5 protein-coding genes are annotated in these 23,226 nt (G+C 36.5%); all 5 read right to left on the reverse strand.

The features are described from left to right. Window positions 1-2,904: a non-ribosomal peptide synthetase gene (locus IOC57_RS09105; RefSeq protein WP_207438431.1), complete on the reverse strand. Its 2,904-nt coding sequence runs from the start codon at window positions 2,902-2,904 to the stop codon at window positions 1-3. Beyond that, a complete protein-coding gene (locus IOC57_RS09110; protein ID WP_207438432.1) occupies window positions 2,901-10,586 on the reverse strand; it encodes a non-ribosomal peptide synthetase in 7,686 nt (2,561 codons plus the stop codon). The genes IOC57_RS09105 and IOC57_RS09110 overlap by 4 nt, the downstream gene beginning before the upstream one ends. Before the next feature lie 78 nt (window positions 10,587-10,664). Continuing rightward, window positions 10,665-15,383 (reverse strand): non-ribosomal peptide synthetase, encoded by a 4,719-nt coding sequence (locus tag IOC57_RS09115; protein WP_207438433.1) that lies wholly within the window; start codon window positions 15,381-15,383, stop codon window positions 10,665-10,667. A gap of 27 nt (window positions 15,384-15,410) precedes the next feature. After that, window positions 15,411-15,677: a phosphopantetheine-binding protein gene (locus IOC57_RS09120; protein ID WP_207438434.1), complete on the reverse strand. Its 267-nt coding sequence runs from the start codon at window positions 15,675-15,677 to the stop codon at window positions 15,411-15,413. Between the two features lie 10 nt (window positions 15,678-15,687). Continuing rightward, window positions 15,688-23,226: a non-ribosomal peptide synthetase gene (locus IOC57_RS09125; protein WP_207438435.1), complete on the reverse strand. Its 7,539-nt coding sequence runs from the start codon at window positions 23,224-23,226 to the stop codon at window positions 15,688-15,690.

The raw sequence follows: 23,226 nt of genomic DNA on the forward strand, positions 1-23,226 counted from the left end.
TTATTTCAACATGAACTTCATAAAGCTTTCAACATACCTTGAATCAATTTCCGGCATTTTCATTGATAGTGATTCCATTTCCTTCTTGGTTTTGGATTGCAGGATTTCCGACTCTTTTAATTTTGTTGACTCATCAATTAACTGGGACAAAGCACTTAATGAATGAACCTCGTTAGATTGTGTCTTTTCTTTTAAAGATTGTAACCATTCTTCCAAATCCATATTGGAGTAAGGTATTTCATTTTTTTCGAAGAAAGAGGTCACGAATTCACTGGAAACTCTCTGATCATTGAACATATGATAGATCCCGAGCTTCTGATTCTTATTCAATCTTGATATTTTGTAAATGAACTCACTTACGAAATCGACTGGCATCAATTCAAAATGAATTTCCTCTTTAAATGGCAATATCCTTTGTTCAATAAATGATTCAAAAACCTTATACAACATATCCTTCTCGTTCCAAAAACCGTTTGAATTAGATGAAATCCTTCCTAATCGGAAAATATCGATTGTCAGTCCATGTTCCCTTGCTTGAAGAAGTAATTTCTCGGCAACCCATTTGGACTGGCTGTACCCGATCATTAAATCGGGGGAGTAAACCAATTCGTCTTCCTCATCCCACTTCCTTTCGCCGGTCAAGACAGAAAGCGTTGATGCATAATAAATGTTTTTCCGAGTGTATGATGAAGCAAACTTAATGATTTCCACTACACCATCCACATTCGAAACCTTTGATTTGCTATACGGTTCGAAGAAATTCGTTTCGGCACCGACATGATATACATGAGAAACATCATTGCTTAATTTCTCATATGTCATATCATCCAAACCGAATTGATGTTTACTAAGATCCCCTTCAATTCCGACGATTCGGCTTACGAAATCATCCTGCCAAAGACCATATTTCATTAATGTATCTTTCAATCTATTTCTTGAAGGAAATCTAACCAAACAATAGATTTTGACATCATCCATTTCCAGTAACAATTTGTTTAATAAATGTGCTCCTAAAAAACCTGTTCCGCCTGTAATCAACATATTTTTTTCAACTTGAACAGGTTTAGTGCATATTTCCCTTATTTTCTCCTTCAAAGCTCGGCCGAGCATGGAATCCTTTTCCATCACTGCTTCCATGCTGCCAGATGAATCGACTTCAAGTGCCTCAACAAATTTATTGACTGTGTTATTTTCCAATAGTATTTGTAAAGTGGCTTCAGGAAGTACCGTTTCCTTCATTATATAGACCAGTTTTGTAGCTAAAATGGAATGGCCTCCATTTTCAAAGAAATTGTCGTCCAATCCTAGACTTTGATTTCCTACTACATTTCTCCAGATCTCCAATACTTCTTTTTTCTTTCCAGTTTCTTGAATGGCTAAGGAAGTATTATTTTGCATGAAATCGATTTCCAATAATTTCTCTTTATCCACTTTACCGTTGGCATTAAGCGGAAAATCATCCACTCTGACAAAAAAATGAGGAATCATATAGTTTGGCAATTCATTGCATAGGTACTCTTTAATATCATTTTCAGCGTTCTCCGCTTTTTCATCTTTATCTTTGTAATAAGCGATAAGATATTTTTCATCATTGATGTTTTTAACAGCAACTACTGAACTTTCAACCTTCATGTATTTATCAAGCTTGTCTTGAATTTCATTCAGTTCAATTCTAAAGCCGCGAATTTTCACTTGACTGTCTTTTCGACCTTTGTACAGGATCTCACCATTGTGTAGGCGGATGCCATGATCACCTGTTTTATACCACTTCATCTGATTCAGATCATCCATGATCAAAACTTGTTCTGTTAATTGCGGCTGATTTAAATAGCCTCTCATGACTCCTTGACCGCCAATGTAGATCTCGCCTATTTCCCCATCTGCTGCCTCGACTTGTTCTTCCGATAAAATCCTGATTTCTACATTGCTCAAAGGCTTACCAATGGGAATAACATCTGCATCTTTGTCTTCGACCTCATGACAAATGGCAAAAGTCGTGCATTCAGTTGGTCCGTACCCATTAATTAAGGAAAACTGACCGATTGTTTGCTTCAATCTTCTCACATGGGAAACCGAGATTTTATCTCCGCCAACCACGATTTTCTTTAATCCTTCAAAAATGAATGGATCCTCATCAACCATTGCATTGAAAAGACCTGTCGTAAAAAAGGCTACATCCACCTTTCCCATGGATATCGCTTCTTTCCAATCATCAAAAGAAGTGAACTCATTCGACTTCAAGAATAAAGTTGCGCCATTCAATAAAGCCCCCCATATCTCGAAAGTTGCGGCGTCAAAGCATGGGTTGGAAAATTGAGCCACTCTATTATTTTCGTTTATATCCAGTATTTCAGAGTTCAATACTAAATTGACTACACTCTTATGCTCTATCATTACGCCCTTTGGCTCTCCGGTCGTTCCTGATGTATAGATAACATACGCGAGACCATTCTCTGAAGAACGGTTAACGGGAATATGCCCTTCCCTGCTTAGTTCATTCATCTCAAATGGAATTGGTTCAATATCCAATTCACTGAGCTTTCCTTCTTGGCCATTAAACGATAAGAAGAATTTCATATCCGTATCTGCAAGCATGTATTCCAATCTTTTTAAGGGGTACTTTTCGTCGATTGGAACATAGCAACAGCCTGACTTTATAATGGCAAGCATCCCTATGATCAGTTCAATGGACCTTGTGCTTGGAATCCCGATCATTGTTTCTTCTTGAATCCCCAAATCAATGATCCTTTTGGCAAGATTATCTGAAAGAATATCTAATTCTTTAAAAGAAACTTGCCGGTCATTTTCATAAAGTGCCGCTTTTGCCTGATTATCTTCCACGATTTTTTTAAATGCTTCAGTTATTGACATCCATTTATTCGTCGTCATCGATTTACTTATCATCGGGTCCCAACTTTCAAGAGATTTATTAATTTACTAATAGATGGTAGTTTTTCATTTTCTGTTAGTTTTAAGAATATTTCTTGCATGGAATCCATAAAACTTAAAATTTCATTTTCATCAAATTTGCTGTCTTTATAAATGATTTTATAATGCAGCTTGGATTGCACAACAGCCGCAGAGAACGTGAGATCAAAATTGGTCGATTCACTTCCAACTGAGTTTTCGATCATGATTCGTGAATCCTCTGCCAGTTCTGTGCTCGGATAATTTTCGAATACAAATATATGTTGGAACAATTCCTTATCCCATGGAATTTCAGCGTATCGCTTTATATCCGTAAGTGAACTGAACTCAAACTCTCTCATTTGTAATTGCTTGTTTTGAATGGCAGTGAAATAGGATTGCAAATCATCATCCCAATCGATTTTTAAAGAGAATGGTAGAGTATTGATCAATAAGCCTACAGCTGATTCAATATGCGGAATGCTGAGGTTCCTTCCTGAGCTTGTCACCCCATAGCATACTGAGTCACTTTCACTAAGGTAGGATAGGACGATGCTCCAAACTCCTTGAACTACAGTATTAATTGTCTTTCTGTTCCGCTTGGATAATTCTATTAATCTTTCGGTAAGCTCTTCAGGTAAGCTATATTCAATAACTTTATCCGATGTAAAAGCTTCCTTATCCGTTTTCTTACTCACTAATGCTTTTACTTGTTCAAAATCCCTCAATTCTTCATTCCAAAAAGCTGCTTCATCCTTTTTATTCATTTTCCTGATATGATTCATGACTTGTTTATAAGCATACTTATGTTCATCACTGTCTTTTGCCGTATTGGATGGACTTCGATAATTATCCAAAAAATGATTAATGACAATTTGCAGGCTCCAGCCATCTATTAAAGCATGATGATGTGTCCATATGAATTTATAGCGATGATCAGATAGCCGGATCAAGGTGATATTCATGAGCGGACCATTTTCTAAATCCGTTTGTCTGCTTCTGTTATGCTCCAATAGACTTTCTATCTTGGATTCTGACTCATCTCCACTAAACATCGTTAGATCCAAATGATTAAACACATAATAAATGTCATTGAGTATGAGTTGATAACGGTCCCCCAATTGATCGCGCCTGAAAACAGATCTTAAAACGTCGTATTTTCTACAGGTTTCATTCCAAGCTTCTTCTAATTTGACCAAGTCCAGATCACCTATTAAATCAATGGATAGCTGTGAAATATATTCAGGGCTTTGAGTTACTTCACTATGGAATAACATCCCTTCTTGAAGTGATGTCACTGGGTAAATCTCTTCAATGTTATTAAACTTATTAATGAAATGGGTGATCGTACTTCCATCGACTATTTTCTTAGCTTCAAAATCCGTTTCGACAATGGAATCATTCAAATCTGCACGTCCACTTAAAATTTTATTTAATTGCACGTCCACTTCTTTACATATCATTTGGAAGTTTTCATTGTTGCTATCCCCAATAATATTCAGCATGAGTCTATTATTTACGATGCTGGTTACAAAATTGAGTTTATATGGAAATTCATAGTTCAAATCGATATTGCTGCTATTGCTTTGTACCATATCACCAGTGTTATTAAACTGCCCTAGATAGTTGTAACTCACAAGGCTATCTGGATAGGTGTAATTCCGAGTGGAAATATACTTTAGGATTCCATAGTCAAACCCTTTGTTTGGCACACTTCTTAATATATTCTTTGTACTTCTCAAGGCTGAACCCAAAGAAGCCATTCCTTTAATCCTTACTGGATAACTGGAGGTGAACCATCCTACTGTCCTCGATAAATCAATATCATCCTCAATATCCTCTCTGCCATGTCCTTCTAAATCGAGCCAAAATTCATTGATTCCCATTATATTGGAAAACGAATGGGCAATAACGGATAATAAAACTTCATCAATCGTCGATTTATGTTTTCTTAATGTGTTTTTAATGAGGTTTTGTGTTTGGGCCTCATCCACTTGTATTTTGTACATGTTTTCAAAATCACACGTTTCCCCTAAGCTTTTCGTCAGTGGAGAAACGGGAATATTCATTTCCTTTTCCCAATATTGAACCGCCTCTTCCGGTAGGTCAGTGTTCTGGTATTCATTTAGTTTCTCAGACCATTGTTTATAAGAAGTCGTTTTTAAAGGTAGTGATGGTTCTTGTTCATTCTTTATCTGTAGATAGCATCTTTCGAAATGTTCAAGAAGTATCCTCCACGAAACACCATCGACCACTAGGTGATGAATCACCCAAAAAATCCTTACCTCCCTTTCATCCCTGAATAGAAGGAACTTCATCATGGGACCATTATGTATGTTTAAACTTTGTTGGGCATTTTCTTCTAGCTCCTTAATTACTTTCAGACTATTTTCATCTTTAAAACTTGAAACATGATACTCATAAAAACCGTATGCCGTATTAGCATCTGAAATATTGCCAATATATGAATCTCCATGTTTTTCAAATACTGTTCTCAATACGTCGTGCTGATCAATTAATTTCATGATGATTTTTTTATATTGTTCTGTCGCCAACATATTATCCTTCATCAATACGACTGATTGATTCCAATGATGGATATTCTCATGATTTTCATTAAAAAACCAAGATTGAATAGGGGTCAACGGTACATAACCTGATATTTTTTCTTGAACCACCTGTTTTTTCTCCAGCCCATTTACAATATTTCCTAGCTCACGGACCGTTTGGTATTCAAATAAATCTTTAGGGGTTATAAATAAGTCTTTTTCTTTTGCAGCAGAGCATATTTGGATACTGATGATTGAATCGCCGCCACATTCAAAAAAGTTATCTTCCGGTCCTATAGTGGAATCATTTAAAACATTTCTCCATATTGTCAGAAGCTCTGTTTCAGGTTTGGATAATTCCTGCTCATCCAGCACTTTCTCCTTCCTCTCGTCCATCTGTTCCGTCCAATTCGGCAGGGATTTCCGATCAACTTTCCCATTCGGCGTCAAAGGAAATTTATCCAGTTGCATAAAATGAGCAGGAATCATGAAAGCAGGCAGCGTTTCTTTCAATCGACTTCTGATAGAATCTATCGAAACCTCATCATTCACCGTATAATAAGCGATTATCCTTTTATTCCCAAACCCATCTTCCATTACCGTTACATAACCATCCTTGATTTCTGCTATTTTCCGTAATGAAACATTAACCTCCGATAGTTCAACACGGTATCCTCTTATTTTCACTTGATCGTCCGCTCTACCTATATAAACTAATTCCCCAGCTTTGTTATGCTTAACTAAATCCCCAGTTCTATATAATATTTCGGTAGAGTTGAAAGGATTGGATATGAATCTTTCATTTGTCAGGCTCTCATTATTCAAATATCCCCTTGCTATCCCAATTCCTCCAACGTAAAGTTCACCAACCGCCCCTGCGGGCACTAATTGCCGGTTTTCATCCAACACAAGTACAGCCGTGTTAGTCAGAGGCTTCCCAATTGAAACAATGAATTCATCCGTAACATCCTCATTCGGCGGAAACATTTTAAAACTTGTACACACCGAATACTCCGTAGGCCCGTAGCCATTGAAAAACGATATATGCTTAAACTTTGAAACGAGCTCAACTGGACATTCAGAGCCTGCAGACCCCAACACTTTAATCGTGCTCAATTCATTGATTGGCAGTTCCTTCAACACAGCCGGCGGTAAAATGATATGAGAAATTTCTTCTCGCTTAATTTGTTCAACAAGTTTGCTCATGTCAAAATGATTCTCTTTATCTACACTTATATGCAGCTCGGCACCGAATAATAGTGTGCTGAAAATCTCTATGACGGATGAATCAAAATTAAACGTAGCGAATTGCAGCACTTTAGCTGATGTATCCAAACACATCATTTCATTTTGGTTATAAACTAAGTTAATGATTCCTCGATGTTCTAACATGACCCCTTTTGGCCTGCCTGTCGTTCCTGAGGTATAAATGACATAGGCTAAGTCTCTCTGACTCGCAATATGAATATTTGCTTCCATTAACAAATCTGATTCTTTTTCAAAATCTTCAAAATATATTAGCTTGGATGAGTCGATCAATCCATTCTTTCCGAGTTCTTTGTGACTCAAGCAATAGGAAATGGACGCATCTTCAACCATGTAGCTTAATCGTTCATGAGGATAATGAGGATCCAATGGAACATACGCAGCACCAGCTTTAATTACTGCCAACATCCCTGTCACCATATCAATTGATCGATTCACATAAATTCCGATTCTTTCTTCTTTAGAAATCCCTTTGCTTAGTAAATAGTGTGAAAGTCGATTGCTCTTATCATTCAATTCGCGATATGTAATGGTTCTGTCTCCATCAACAATGGCGATCTTATCAGGAAATCTCTCAACAATTTTATGGAAGGCTTCTGGAATTGTGTCATTGATTCCCTCAAAAAGAATGGTTTCCCCCTGCCATTCTTCCAATAATACTTTCTCCTGCTTCTTACTCACGACGGGTAGCTTGACAATCGACCGTTCAGGATGATAGGTAATTTTCCGAATCCACTCTAAGAAATTCTCAGCTAATATTTGAATGGTTTGTTCATCGAAGATCCCTGAATTATACTCAAAGGCGAATAAAAGCTTATCTTCATATTCTTCTGCAGCTAAACTCAAATCGAATTTTGCTACCTTTGATTTTATTACTTCAGGCGTTATCTTTATGTATTCACTTTCAAATGCAGCTTTGGCATTATTTTGTAAGATGAAGACGGTTTGAAATAAAGATGTGCTTGCTAAATTTCTTTCAGGGTTAATGACTTCAACAATTTTCTCCAATGTCATTTGCTGATGATCGTAGATGTCGATGATATGGTTTGTATTTCTTTGAAGAATCTCTTCAAATGTTTCCTCAAGTCCCAGCTTTAATCGAAAGGGCAGTGTATTGACAAAATAACCTATCGATTTTTCTGTTCCTTCAATCATTCTATTCGCCAAGGGACTTCCAACGATGATATCGTTTTGACCTGTATATTTTGCTAAAAAGGACTGGTACATCGTTAGCAGTGTCATGAATAATGTCGAGTTTTTTTCAAGGGACATCCACTTTAAACCTTGGAGTTCTTCACCTGTTAGTTCCACTATAAAACTACTGCCATCGTTGCGATTTTCTTTTGTACGTATCGTATCTAAAGGAAGCTCCAATTTAGGTAATTCCCCAGATAGGTTTGTTTTCCAAAATAGCGATTCTTCTTTAATGTTATTTTCCAACCAGTTTTTCTGCTCAAAGGCAAAATCCTTATATTGTTTAAAGTCGTTTCCAAGGATAAGTTCCTTTTCATTCACTTCACTGTCATAAAAAGATAACCATTCATCTAAAAAAATACTCACTGACCATCCGTCAAAAACGAAATGGTGGAGATTCACAAATAAAACAAACTCTTTTTCACTCAATTTAACAAGTTTCACTGTCATGAGAGGGCCTTTTTCAATTTCAAAGATTTCCGATTGGACATTGTCTTCAATTTGCAGCATACGAGTCGCTTGCTGTTCAGGCTTTAACGCAGAGAGGTCCATTTCAGCTATTTTAATGTACAAATCTTCCCTAATTTCCTGATAGCCTTTACCTGCTTTTTCACGGACGGTCGTCCTTAAAATCTCATGTCTATTAACGACATGGTTTACGGATTTTTCCAGCATAGAAGTATCCACTTTACCAGTAATTTTATATTTCTGAGGGATATTATAATTGGCTGTCTGACCATTGAGTTTTTCGTTGAACCATAATGCTTCTTGGTTACTGGATAAAACATGATGTTTTTGTTGCACTTCTATTTGCTCAATGTCATGATTTGAAATTTCATTAATGATGAAGGCCGTCAACGAATCGATTGTTGAATTTTGAAAAATATGTTTCAAAGTTAGAATTTGATTATATTCTTTGTTTAATTTCGTCAATAACTTCATGGCTAAAATTGAGTGTCCGCCCATTTCAAAAAAATCGGCATCTTTATCGATTTCACTTATTGATAAGATTTCCAAAAATGTCTTTTCTACAAAAGATGAAACTACCTGCGTTTCATTTATCGGAGGTGTAATCACTTCCGGAAAGAACTCATGACTTAGCATTTTCAATGTAGGATTTTCAAATAAATCAGCTAATTTCATATTCGCATTAAGTCTTTTATTTATTTTAGACACCAATTTCATGGCTGTTATCGAATGCCCGCCCAATTGAAAGAAATCAGAATCCTCATTAATATCACTGGTCAAGAAAAACTCTTGCCATATTTCTTTGAGTCCTTGATTAACGGATGTGGATGTGATCAAATGGTCACCAGTTGCTTGATCGTCTTTACTCATATTATTTTTTAGTTTTGAAAAATCAACATCCACATATATTTCATCAATTTGCTGAGCTTTAGTAATTTGATGGGCAATCTGCATGAAGGCTGATTGGATATCATTTACTAGTGAACGCTGTAAGAAGCAGCGATTAAAATACAATTTGCATTTAATCGTTTCTTTATTATCCTGGGCCTGTAAGGATAACGGAAAGCTATGCGACTCTTTTCCGCCTTCGACCTCCCAGTTAATGCTAAAGCCTTCATCTTTCGCTTCCGGATAATTTTCATAAACAAATAAAGTTTCAAAAATCGGATCTTCCTTCTTTAATTGCGTATGCCTTTTGATATCCACTAAAGAAATTTGAGCGTAATCCAGCATATTATTTAATGTTTCCTGGAAGCCTTTCAGTAAATCAGTAACGCTGTCTGTATCGTTTATTTCAGCCATCATAGGAATCGTATTAATGAGCAGCCCAACAATTTCTTCCGATTTGAATAAATTATTCGACCTGCCAGAGCTTACAATTCCAAAAACTATTCGATTTTGATTGGACATTTCCTTTAGGACGATTGCCCAAATTAACTGCAATAATACATTAATCGTTACATGGTTTTTTGCGGCAAATTCCCTTAAAAGCTTACTTTGTTTTTTATCAAGCTCCCAAAAAAGATCATTTCCCTGCTGGTTTTCCTTCACATGTTTCATGACGGGAAATGTGATCGTCGGCTGCACAATATCCTTTGCAAGCTCTTTCCAGAAACGATTTTGATCTTTCGCATCTGTTTTATTCATATACCTGATAAAATCTCCATATTGCTTTGGCTTTTCAATAAGTCCTTTGGAGCCTTTTCCTACAATTTGGCTGTAAATAACAAAGAGTTCATCGATGACTATGCTGGTACTCCAGCCATCCAAAATTATATGGTGATGAGTCCAAATCAAGATAAACTGATTTTCTTCCATTTGCACTAACTGGAGTTTCATCAAATGGGAGTTATTCACATCCATCTCTTGGGATTCGGAAGTCACTCTCTGAATTTCCTTTACTTGTTCATGTTCACTCAAATTTGTCATATCGATTATTTCTGGTTGATAGTCCATTGTATTGAATACAACCTGCACATTATTTTCTATATTTTTAGAGATGACCTTCATTCTTAATGCTTCATGCCGTTCTACAACCTGGCTCCACGCCTGGAACAATGCATTCACTTCAAGAGCGCCCGTTATCCTGATTCGCATTTGAGAAATGTAAAGGTTCTCTGCTGTTTTGTTCCTTTCAAGTTCATAAAGGATTCCTTCTTGAAGTGGAGTTAATGAGTAGATATTCTGAATAGATTTCTCCAATTTTGCGCCTCCCGATTCCATTATCTTGTGCCATCCATACCCGCTGACTATAATCATTCTATTAAACGAGTAATCACCTTATTTATTAGAATTCAATATATGAAACAAATCTTCCTCAGTGAGCACCGCATCTGGAAAATCACTTTCTATTAAAGTACCTTGGTCAAATTCAGTTCCCTTGATTTCCATGACGGCTTTACCAATCGCTTCTATTATTAGGCTCATCTTTTCTTCAGCTAATTTTGAAATTATTTTGATGATTAGTTTTCCGTCCTGGACCAATGCCAGGAAATGCAGTTTTGGTTTATTTTCCAACTCACCAAAGTCCCTGCTATTGGATGATTCAAATTGAGAGTCCAATCTTCCTAAATAATTAAAAGTAACGTGGATTTCCGGATCCTGAATGACCCCAGGGCGTAAATATTTGATAACGCCATAATCAAAACCTTTATTTGGAATTTCCCTTATAGCATTCTTTGTGTTTTTTAAAGTGTCGTCAAACGTCTCTTCTGAATGCAGCAATATGGGATACATTGCAGTAAACCAGCCAACGGTACGAGTAACATCCATTGCTTCGTCCACCATTTCCCGGCCATGCCCTTCTACTTCGATCCAGAAGTTCTTCATTTCAAATGATTGTTTCATGCACTTTGCAATTAATGACAACAATACTTCTTCTACAGTCGCTTTTGATTGCCGTGATAATTCCTGGATCAATAATTCAGTTTCTTCTTCATCGAATGATATCACCATGGTTCTTTCTTCTTTAGCTATAAAGTCTTCCGCTATCTTAAAATCCGTTATTTCACTTTTTGTCTTTTGTTCCCAATATCGGAGCGTTTCAGGATCCATCAACGATTCATTGTATTTCTTCAAGAAGTTTGACCAGTCTTTGAATGATGAAGTTTTATAAGTAAGTTTCCCTGTTTGATTGTTTAATGCTTGATCATGAAGAGTATTAAAATCTTCAAGTAAAATTCTCCAGGAAACTGCATCAATCAATAAATGGTGGATTACCCAAAAGAAGCGATACTTGTTCGATTGTTCTTTTAAAACAAGCATTTTCATGATCGGTCCATGACTTATGTCCAATGAACCTTGAGCCTTGCTTTCCCATTCATCTCTTATTTGCATTCGTGTTTTCTCATCTAAATGATTTATATCCTTATAGACTACCTCCCATGTTTTGTGTTCGGAGTCTATATTCCCGATATATTTATTGTCATGTTTTTCAAATAGGGTTAACAATCCATCATGATGTTCCACGATATGAGATAGAATTTTTTCAATGTCCTCCATTTGAGCACAGGAATCTTTACTAAAAACGATAGACTGGTTCCAATGATTGATGGAAGTCGTGTGTTCTGCAAAGAACCATTCTTGGATGGGGGTCAGTTCCACATTCCCTCTAGTAGCTAAAGGTTGAATCATGACCTTATTTTCGGTTTTCGCGACCGTTGCCAGCTCTGCTACCGTTTGATTTTCAAAAATAGATTTTGGACTAATGATTATATTTTCCCGCCTTGCTAGAGAACATATTTGAATGCTCTGAATGGAATCACCGCCAAGTTCAAAAAAGTTATCTCGGATACTGATGTCATCTGACCCTAAGACACTCTTAAAAATCTGAAGCAGCACTTTCTCATTGAACGTCTTAGGTTCTTCCAATGCATTGCTTCTTGTTACTGGTACCGGAAGAAGCGCTGAATCAATTTTCCCATTTGCATTTAACGGAAATTGGTCCACTTGAATAAAGAATGAAGGAATCATGTAACTTGGTAATCTCTCTTTTAAAAATGCTTTTAAGTGATCGTAATCAACTTGTTGTATGGATGTGAAATAGGCGATTATTTGTTTATTTAAGTTTGGCTGTTCCTGAACCTTAATGAATGAGTCACTTACTTGCGGATACGCATTGAGATTGGCCGAAACCTCATCTACTTCCACTCGGAAACCTCTTATTTTCACTTGATTATCTTTACGCCCCAGAAAGACCAATTCACCATCGCTCGTGAATTTTGCAAGGTCGCCGCTGCGATACAAACGCTTTCCAGCTTTAAAAGGATGTTCAATAAATTTTTCTTTTGTTAAATCCTCATTATTCACATATCCAACAGCTAACCCTTCACCACCAATATATATTTCCCCTGCAGCACCTATGGGTACGAGCCTTTGCTCAGGGCTTAATATATAGACGTCAGTATTCAGGATTGGTTTGCCAATCGATACTTTATTATTAGTAGTCTCATTGTTTTCAAACGCTTTAAACATTTCAAAGGTGGTCCATACTGAATATTCCGTTGGACCGTATGCATTATAAAAATTTATATTTTGATAGCGAGCCAGCAAAGCCATTGGACATTCAGATCCGGCTGAACCAACGAATTTCACATCAGATCCCTTTATATTGAGCTCCTGTAATACCGCTGGCGGCAATACTAGATGCGATAACTTTTCACTTTTGATTTGATTTTCCAATGCGAATAAATCAAACATTTCCTCCTTATTATTCCCGATATGCAGCTCTGCACCATTTAATAAACTTCCAAAAATCTCATATATAGAAGCATCAAAATTAAAAGTGGCGAATTGTAATACCTTTGAGGTCTCATCAAGTTGTAAGTATTTGTTTTGACTTATTATTAGATTCACTACGCCTCTATGAGATAACATGACACCTTTAGGTTTTCCTGTCGTTCCCGAAGTATAGATTATGTAAGCCAGATCGGAAGGTGCAATGGATTCATTACAGCACTTTGTTTCCACGTAATGTACGGATTCAAGATTAATCACTTTAGTTATTTTTTTAATGGCAGGAACCTCAATTTGATTCGTAATGCAAATATCCATTTTCGAATCATCGATGATATATTCCAACCTTTCCGCTGGCAGCATAGGATCAAGCGGAACATACGCACATCCGGCTTTGATGATTGCCAACATGCCGATTACCATATCAATCGATCTGTTTACATGCAGGCCCACCTTATTAGAGCCATTTCCGATATCATTTCTAACCAATTTCGCAATCACATTTGACCTTTGATCTAATTCCGAATAGGTAATGGCCTTACCATTATCAGCAACCGCTAATTTGTTTGAATGCTTCTTAACGATACTTTCGAATATGGAGGTGATCGTCTCATTTTGATATGCATCCGCAACCTCACCTTGCCACTCAAATAACAATTGATTGATTTGATTGTCATCTAAACATTCCAAATGACAGATGGATAATTCTGCATTTCTGCAAATTTGGAATAACCATTTTTCGAAACTTAACATGAGCCTTTCAATTGTTTCCCGTCTGAAAAGTTCATCTGAATACTCGAACTCTAGGATTAGGTCATGGGATCCCTTTACCTTTATAGTCAGGTCATAATTTGAATAAGGAATCTCGAATTTGTCTTGTTCAAGAGTGAAGAATGAATTGCTAAAGTTCCCATCAAAGCTTTCTTCCATTGCCAAAACTGTTTGGAACAAGGGGGAATGGCTGAGATCCCTGTCTGGATTAATGATTTCAACGATTTTTTCAAATGGAAAAGCCTGATGTTCCAATACATCCAAAATCACTTTACGATTTCGGTTCAATATTTCATGAAATGACTCTGTGGCATCCACGGTTAACTTGAATGGCATCGTATTGACGAAGCATCCTACTGTCCGGGCAAATTCCTCTTGGCCACGGTTTGCCACGGTACTCCCAACAATGATTTGATTCTTCCCGGTATACTGACATAAAAACACTTGATAGGCGGTCATCATAAAGGCATATAAAGTCGTACCATTCTCCTTTAAAATCCTGTCTATCAATACACGAAGGTCATCCTTTATGGCCATTTCCAGTCTTTCACCTGAGTAAGAAGGTGATTTTGGACGTTGAAAGTCAAATGGAAGTTCTAAAGCATCTTCCTCTTGATCTAAATAACTTTCCCAAAACCTCCTTTGGCTTGGTGTACTTTCCTTGACCCACTCCTTATGCCAGACAGCATAATCTAAATACTGCATGTCTAGAGGCGGAATATCCCCAACCCTGCCCGTTTGAATTCTTTCATAAATCTCCATTAACTCTTCGAAAAAGGTGACAAACGATACTCCATCAAAAATGATATGGTGAAAATTGCATACTAAAAAATGCCTTTCTTCGTCCATTCGAAATAGCTTCATATTAAATAAATGATCATTTTCCAGATCGAAACATCTTTCCATTTCTTCAGTAAGATGGGCTTCGACCAATATATTACTGACTTCGGGATCTACATCCCGACAGTCTTCATAGGCAATAATGTTTCTGCTTTCTTTGGATAAGAATTGAAGGATTTGATGTTCTTCACCCCTGAAATTGGTTCGCAAAGTTTCATGGCGTTCAATCATGAAATCTAATGCCTGTTGTAGGTCATCAATGTCCACTATGCCATTCAAAATGAATTTAAACGGCATATTATAGAGCATTTTCCTTTCATTCAGGCTGTCAAACAGATACATTCGATCTTGATTATGAGAAAGCATACCTTCACTTTCCCCACGTTTATAAGGCTTATTCACCTCGACTTCCCTCATGTCGAGAAGCATGTCCAGAAAACTTGCCAGCTTTTCTATATTCCGTTGACTTGAAATGATTTCCGGTGTTAATTGAATACCAAACTCCCGTTTTATCGAGGACAAAAACTCATGTTTTTTTTCATTTGTGCAAAGTGATTCATTCATATTCTCTAATAGTGATATTTTAAAAGGTTCGGTAACAATTGAAATTAAGTTTAATAGCCTATCTTCCGTTTCACTGATTATCCTGTCCATAGAAAAAACACCTCAATTCTTTTCCATTCAACTTAACTTATTAATATCGTCCAATTGTTTGATGAGTACAGATAGTTCCTGGATGGTGGATTGTTCGAACAACACTTTGATTGGTAATCTCACTCCCATGTTATTCTTCACCATTTGAATAAATTGCATGGCTAAAAGGGAATTCCCTCCTAAGTCAAAGAAGTTGGAATCTGCACCTATTGTTTCCAGTTCCAAGATCTCTTTCCAAAATCCAATTAGCTTTTCCTCAATTAACCTTTCCTTCACCGCAATTGTTGTCTCCATAAATTTCCCCTCATTTCACTTTCATTTTTTCTAACATTTCGCCTAAGATTTGATTAAATATAGAAATGACTGATGACCTTAACTTTAGATTGACCGCTGCCTCATTAAACTTAATTTGAACACTTGAACCAGGGATGATGATGATGACGATTGGATAATGGGTCGTTTCCCGTCCTTCTTTCAAACTCACTTTGATTTCATCATTATTAGGCAGTTGCATGGGATAGTTTTCAAAGGCATATAATGATTCAAATAGTTGATTTTGCAAATTAGCCCACTCATAAATCTCTGATAATGGTGTATTCTCATAGGCACTTAATTCCAAAAATTCGTTTTGAACTTCATTTAGTATTTCCATGTAGGTCTTTTCTTGGCTGATATGCTTTATAAACGGAACAGTATTGATAAATGGACCAACCATAGCCTCAATATTTTGGACAGGGATATTCCTCCCGGATGTCACTACGCCGCAGCATACATTTTCTGTACCTTTTACTTCTTTTAAAGTCGCTAGCCAAATAGTTAGAAAGAATGTATTCATGGTAATCTTGTATTCCTGACAGAATCGTTGAATGGAATCACTTAATTCCCCATCCAATACTTTCAAGTAACTATTCTCAATGTACTCCTCGCCTTTTAACACTCCCGTTAAAGTAGATTCAGAGTTTCGAGTACCTTCCAATTTCCCTGCCCAATAGTCCCGCAGCTCCTTATTACTCGTATAATCTCTCATATATTCAACATACTTTTTAAATGAAGCACTCACGGATGATGATGGTGTTATTGAATGATAAGAATCAAAAGTGTCATTAATCACCATCGAATAACTCCAACCATCCATAATAATATGATGGAATGTCCAGATTAATTGGTATTCATTTTCCGCAAGCTTAACGATCATGAAGCGATTCAACCTATTGTTCTCGATATCTATGATCTTATATTGATCTGCTATCAACTTTTCCAACTTCACTTGATGATCGATTATCTCTTCATATTCAATCTCGGTATCCATGGAACTCATTAACAGTTGGTAGAATAGCCCTTTTCTGCTTGAGTATAATTTGGTTTTTAAAATGTCATGTTTCCCCGCAGCTGTCACAATGGCATTCTTTAATTTTCCGACGTCCAGAAAACCTTTTATATCAAAAATGAGTTGCACTTTATACTGGCTGCTTTCACTATCAAACAAGCTATGGTACAACATCCCTTTTTGCAAAGCCGTCAATTCATAAATATCAACAATTCCTGTTTCTTTTTGCAGTATCTGGTCAAGTTCTTCTCCAGGCATATCCACCAATGGAAAGTCATCCGGACGGTATATCTGTTTTCCCAATTTCGTTTCTTCTTCCAATGTCCCTAACAATTCCGGCAGATTGTGTCGAATATATTTCTCGAAATCTTCTCTTACGAAATGTCTGTTATAGTTTATTTTTATAGTTTGCTCCTCATTCACTACAAGCAATTCGATATCGACTTCATGTTCGGTATAGGAATTGTGTTGAATATCTTGTTCACTAAAAAAGATGACCTCTTTTGCAGCCAATTCATTGTTTTGGTGAAATCTACCTAAATTATTAAAACTGATGATCGGCCGATTTCGTTTCATATGTGTCTCGCCACATGATTCGGTTATGATTCCATACTCAATCCCTTTATTAGGCAGTGTCCTTAACTTTTTCTTTGTACCTTGAATCGTGTTCAAAATGGATTCTTTATTTTCTATATAAACCGGGCACATGGTCGTAAACCATCCTACTGTCCTGGACAGATCGACACCTGCAAATAATTCTTCGCGACCATGTCCCTCCAAAGTAAAATGAATATCTTTTTTATTAAAATATTTCCCGATTAGCGCTGCGAAAATAGATACGTATATTTCATCGATAGAAGCTTTATACGCTTTTGTCATTTCATTATAGATTTTGTTTGTAATCTCTTTATTCAGCTTCATTTCAAATGATTTTCCATCGTAAACATTCCCTGTTTTGACTAGGGCGTTTTCGTATTCTGTGTCATGTTCATTCAGCCAGTACTCTTTAATGCCTGAAGGAATGCTATTTTTATAATCATGTAAGTTATTCGCCCATTCCTTATATGAAGTCGTTTTATTATCCAGTTTTAGTTCTTGATTATTTATATCTTGACTATATAGCCGGTCAAAATCTTCGATCAAGATTCTCCAGGAAACCCCATCAACCAATAAGTGATGTATGATCCAAATGATTACATGCTCGTTTTGGCCTGTATGGATGCATACTATTTTCATCAGTGGTCCGTTTGAAATGTTTATGCCCTGTTGTGCACCGATCCCGAGTCCAGCTATTTCCCGTTCCTGTTTTTCCTTATTCATGTTTGATAGCTTTACGTAATTCAAAGTCCAATTTTCAGTCGGGTCGATATGCTCTTCTACTTGCGAAAATGATTCTTCTCTATTGAACCTTGACCTAAGCCCATCATGATGTTTAACGATATGGGCCATGATTCTTTGCAGCCGCTTCTCATTCAATTGCGGGTAGCCCTTTAACGTTACAGATTGATTCCAATGGTTATAATTATTTATTTGTTGGGTGAAAAACCAACTTTGAATAGGTGTAAATGGTGCCTTTCCAAAAACATCAGACTGATTTATCGTTAAATCGCCCGTCAATTCCACAACCTTTGCCAGCTCTTCGATACTTTGTTTTTCAAAGATGTTTTTTGAAGTAATGAGAAGATTTTCTTTCTTGGCAAGTGAACAAATTTGGATGCTTAGGATGGAGTCTCCTCCACATTCGAAAAAGTTATCGTGGATGGTTATTTCCTGATTATTCAGCACCTCTTTCCATATCTTTAACAATTTTTGTTCCGTTCCATTCATGACACTCTTATTGTTAGCTCCTTCCGAGTTCGTTTTTATATCCGGTAGACTCTTCGTATCCACTTTGCCGTTAACGGTTAGCGGAAATGACTCCATTTTAATGAAAGAAGAAGGAATCATATAATGGGGAAGATGATTCTTCATATAATTCCGGATATCATTTTCTTCAAGCTCATTGTCGGAGATATAATAAGCTATGATGAATTTCTTCGATTTAGATTCATCTTTTATCGCAATAAAGCAATCCTTTATACCCGTGCATTTATTTAGAACTGCACTGACCTCCCCAAGTTCGATACGATATCCCCGTATTTTCACTTGGTCATCGGCTCTACCTGCAAATAGTAGATTTCCATCCTCGGTATACTTGACTAAATCTCCAGTTTTATATAACTTCCTTGATGGATTGAACGGATTTGGAATAAAGCTTTCAGCGTTTTTCTCCGGATTATTTATATATCCTCTTGCAATCCCTTTCCCGCCGATATACAGCTCGCCTATTTGACCTTTAGGAGTAGGCATCATCCTGGAATTGAACACGTATGCTTCTGCATTTAAGATCGGCTTTCCGATCGGGATCACTGTATCATCATTTGGAAGTACCTTATATGCTGTCGAAACGACAGTGCCCTCCGTTGGCCCATAATTATTATATAAATCAAAACTCAAACGATCGGGTATCGTTTTTAAACGATCTCCCCCTGTCAAAATAGCTCTGATCGATTCTGGAAATTTCATATCGTTGATAAATAATTGCTCGAGCAGTCCCGTTGAAAAAAACGCGAGCGTGACTTTCTCCTTTTCTAACTTTTCCGAAAGGATCTCTACATCCAATAAATCATAGTAATCCAGTATCAGGAGTTTATTTCCATTCGTCAGGTAAGGGAATATCTCCCAAACAGAAGCGTCAAAAGATGTATTCGAAACTAGTACTGCTGCATCTTTTTCATCGATAGAATAATATTCGATATGCCAATTACAGAGGTTAGCCAATCCTCCATGTTCAATCATGACCCCTTTAGGTTTTCCAGTTGTTCCTGAAGTGTAGATGATATAGGCCAGGTCCCTTTCCGATATCTTTCTTGAATCGAATTCTGAGCACTCAATTTCTCGTTCTTTTAGTATGTCTTCGATACATATTAGTTTTCCTTCATCACCGGGATACTTTGAAAGTCCTTCTTCATTACTTAAACAATATGTGATTTGAGAATCCTCAATCATATGTTTCAGCCGTGACTCTGGTTGTGACGGGTCCAAAGGCACATACGCCGCCCCAACTTTCATAATGGCTAAAATAGCCGTAACCATATTGATCGATCGATCCATAAATATCCCAATTCTATCCTCTACACCTACATGGTTCCGGAATAATCGTTGTGCCACCTGATTTGCCAGGGCATTCAGATCGCTATACGTCACCTGATCATCACCATGAACAATGGCAACATCATTGAAATTTGTACTTACTTTATTCTCAAACCTAGTTATTACATCTTCAAAACGATGATCTTCCGCTTCTTGATTTACATTGCCTGTACCCATTTCGATTATTGATCGTAACTGTACAGGCTCCAAGTAGGTAATTTCCTTTATCCGCTTGCCTTCCTGGGTTGTAATCTCTTGCAGCCAATGCTGAAAATTATTAGCCATTCTTTGAATGGTCGTTTTATTAAATAATGATTTGTTGAATTCAAACGAAATGACTAATCCATCCTCATCCATTTCTTCTGCCTGGACAACCAGATCAAATTTAGCTTTAAAGGTATTGATTTTTTTAGGTTTTAACTTGAAATTTCTATATGCCAGCTTTTCTTTTTGGTTATTTTGCAGGACAAATACTGTATCGAACAATGGCGTATTTCCCATGGTTCTTTCTGCCGATAAATATTTCGAAATTTCCTTAGTAGGTAAATTTTGATGGTCAAAAACACCTGCAATCTTTTTTATATTTTTTTGCAAAATCTCTTCAAATGAATCTTCCTGAGATACATTTAACTTAAATGGCAAGGTGTTGACGAAATATCCTATCAATTGTTCAGTATCCACATGGTTTCTCTTCGCCAAAGGACTTCCGACGACCACTTCCTCTTCATCAAAATAAACGGATAAAAAGGTTTGATAGGCAGTAAGTAAACTCATGAACCATGTCGATTTCGTTTTTCTATGAAGACTTTCCAGCTTGTCTTGAATTTCTTTAGGTAACAAAAAGCTGATAATATCGGAAGTACTTTTACCTTCTCCCGTTTTTTGATGATCATATTGTAATAAGGATTTTTGCCGTATAGACGTTATTTCCTTACGCCAAAACTCATTATCCTTGCTGCTTACATAACTTGGAGAGTTTTTTTGCCATAAAGCATAATCTCCATATTGGATGGATTGGTTATCTCCATCATTTGGTTCGCCATTCTCTATTTCCTCATAAATGGCAAACCAATCATTGATCATTAATGGAATCGACCAACCATCAAAAATAATATGGTGGATATTACATATTAATTGATATTCACATTCATTTTTCTTCAATAACGCAATCGATAAGAGCGGACCTTTCCCTAAATCAAATTGCCGTTCCGTTTCTTCCTTCACCAAGTGATTTATTTTTTCTACCTGCATATCTAAAGGAATATCCGAAACATCAAAATAATTAATAGAATGTTGAATCGACTCATCGTAAGCCAAAGTGCCCATTCCAGATTCTTCTCTAATGACACTTTTTAAAATTTGATGTTTATTGCTTAGCTTATCTAAAGATAGTCCCAGATCTCCTTCATTCAGTTCACCTGATATTTCATACGAAAAAACTATGTTATATAACGATTTATCTATATGGGTTTGGTGAATGAACCACAGATTTTCTTGTTCATATGTTAAAGGGTATGTATTCCTGGCATTTATATTGATAGGAATATAATCTTGCTTTTCCTCTTCTTTTTGACGAGTTTCAATCACTTGGGATAATTTCATGATCGTATCGTTATCCAATAAAACTGAAGGAGCAATTTCAATTTGAAATTGATTTTTTATATTGACAATTAATCTCATTATCGATAATGAGTTCATTCCACTTTCAAGTAGGGACTGATTATTTTTTATAACCCCATTGCCTATGATGCTAACCACCAATTCCCTTACCTTTTCACTTATTGTTTCATCTACTGGACTCTTGATACTCGATGGAGCTTCACAGTTTTTCGTGGTTAATTTTGGTAATAACGATTTATCCAGTTTTCCATTTACAGTTAGGGGGATGTTGTCCACCTTGATAAAAAAACTTGGTATCATATAGGCTGGCAATGAGCTTTTTACACTTTCCCTCAAATAATCAGCAGCTAATTCTTCATCAGCAACATAGTATAAAAATAAATGCATATCATCATTAAACGCTTTATCCAGCGTAACAACTGCATTCTTGATGTTTTTCAAATCATTATACGAGCTCTCTATTTCCCCTAACTCAATCCTGAAACCTCTTAACTGCACTTGCTCATCATTCCTGGAGATATATTGCAGATCACCATTATCCAACAGTTTCACTACATCCCCTGACTTATAGTAGCGGACATTATCAATATCCGTAAATTTCAGCTTATTCATCATGGGATTTTTATAGTAGCCGAGCGATACACCTTTTCCTGAAACGTATAACTCGCCCTCTTCATCTCCAGTTACTTCTTCTCCATTTTGATTCATCACTTTGAACCCAAGATGAGGCAAGACTTTTCCGATATTGGTAATTCCTTTTTCCACATCATTCTTAGCGATTTCCTTGTAAGTGACATGAACGGTGGTTTCAGTTATTCCATACATATTTATTAGCTTTGGCAGCCTGCTATTTTCGGGAGAAAACCACTGCGTCAATTTCTTGAAGTTTAATGCTTCCCCTCCAAAAATAATGTATTTTAAACTTAATTCATTTTGACGATTTATTAGCTCACCACTCACCTCGAAGAAAGCGCTTGGCGTACAATTAAAAACGGTTGTTTGTGCACTTATCAATAATTCAACAAAAGTTATTGGATTTCTGCTTTCTTCAAATGAAACCACTACAACTTCTCCGCCATAAATCCAAGCCCCCCACATCTCCCATACGGAGAAATCAAATGCGCAGGAATGGAAAAATGTCCATTTATCTTTATTATTAAACTCGAACAAATCATCGCAGCCTAAAAACAAGTTTTTGACATTTTCATGTGAAACACAAACTCCTTTAGGCTTTCCTGTAGAGCCCGATGTGAAAATGATATAGGCTGGATCCTCTGGGTCAATTAAGGTATGAACATTCCCATCTGTCATATCTTTTGAATTCTCTATCACTTCATCGAGGGTTACATAATTGCAATCAATGCCGCTAATCCTTCCTTTATCCCCTATTAATAACTTTAATTCTGAATTCTTTATTATATGCTTTACTCTTTCATCAGGACTTTTTGGGTCGATAGGTACATAGGTAACACCCAATTTAAGGAGTGCTATGATCAAAAATAAAACATGCTCGGATTTTTCAATATAGATTCCGACATGGTCTCCTTTATTTATCCCTTTGTCCTTTATGTACATTGCCATTTTATTTGCCAAGATATTCGTTTCTTTATATGTAAATTGCATATCCTTATTTCTTACTGCAATATTGTTTCCATATTCCCTAACACTCTCTTCAAATAAATTCGCTAAAGAATTCATATTCAT

The organism is Bacillus sp. SD075 (assembly GCF_017355165.1).
Classification (GTDB): Bacteria; Bacillota; Bacilli; order Bacillales; family DSM-1321; genus Peribacillus.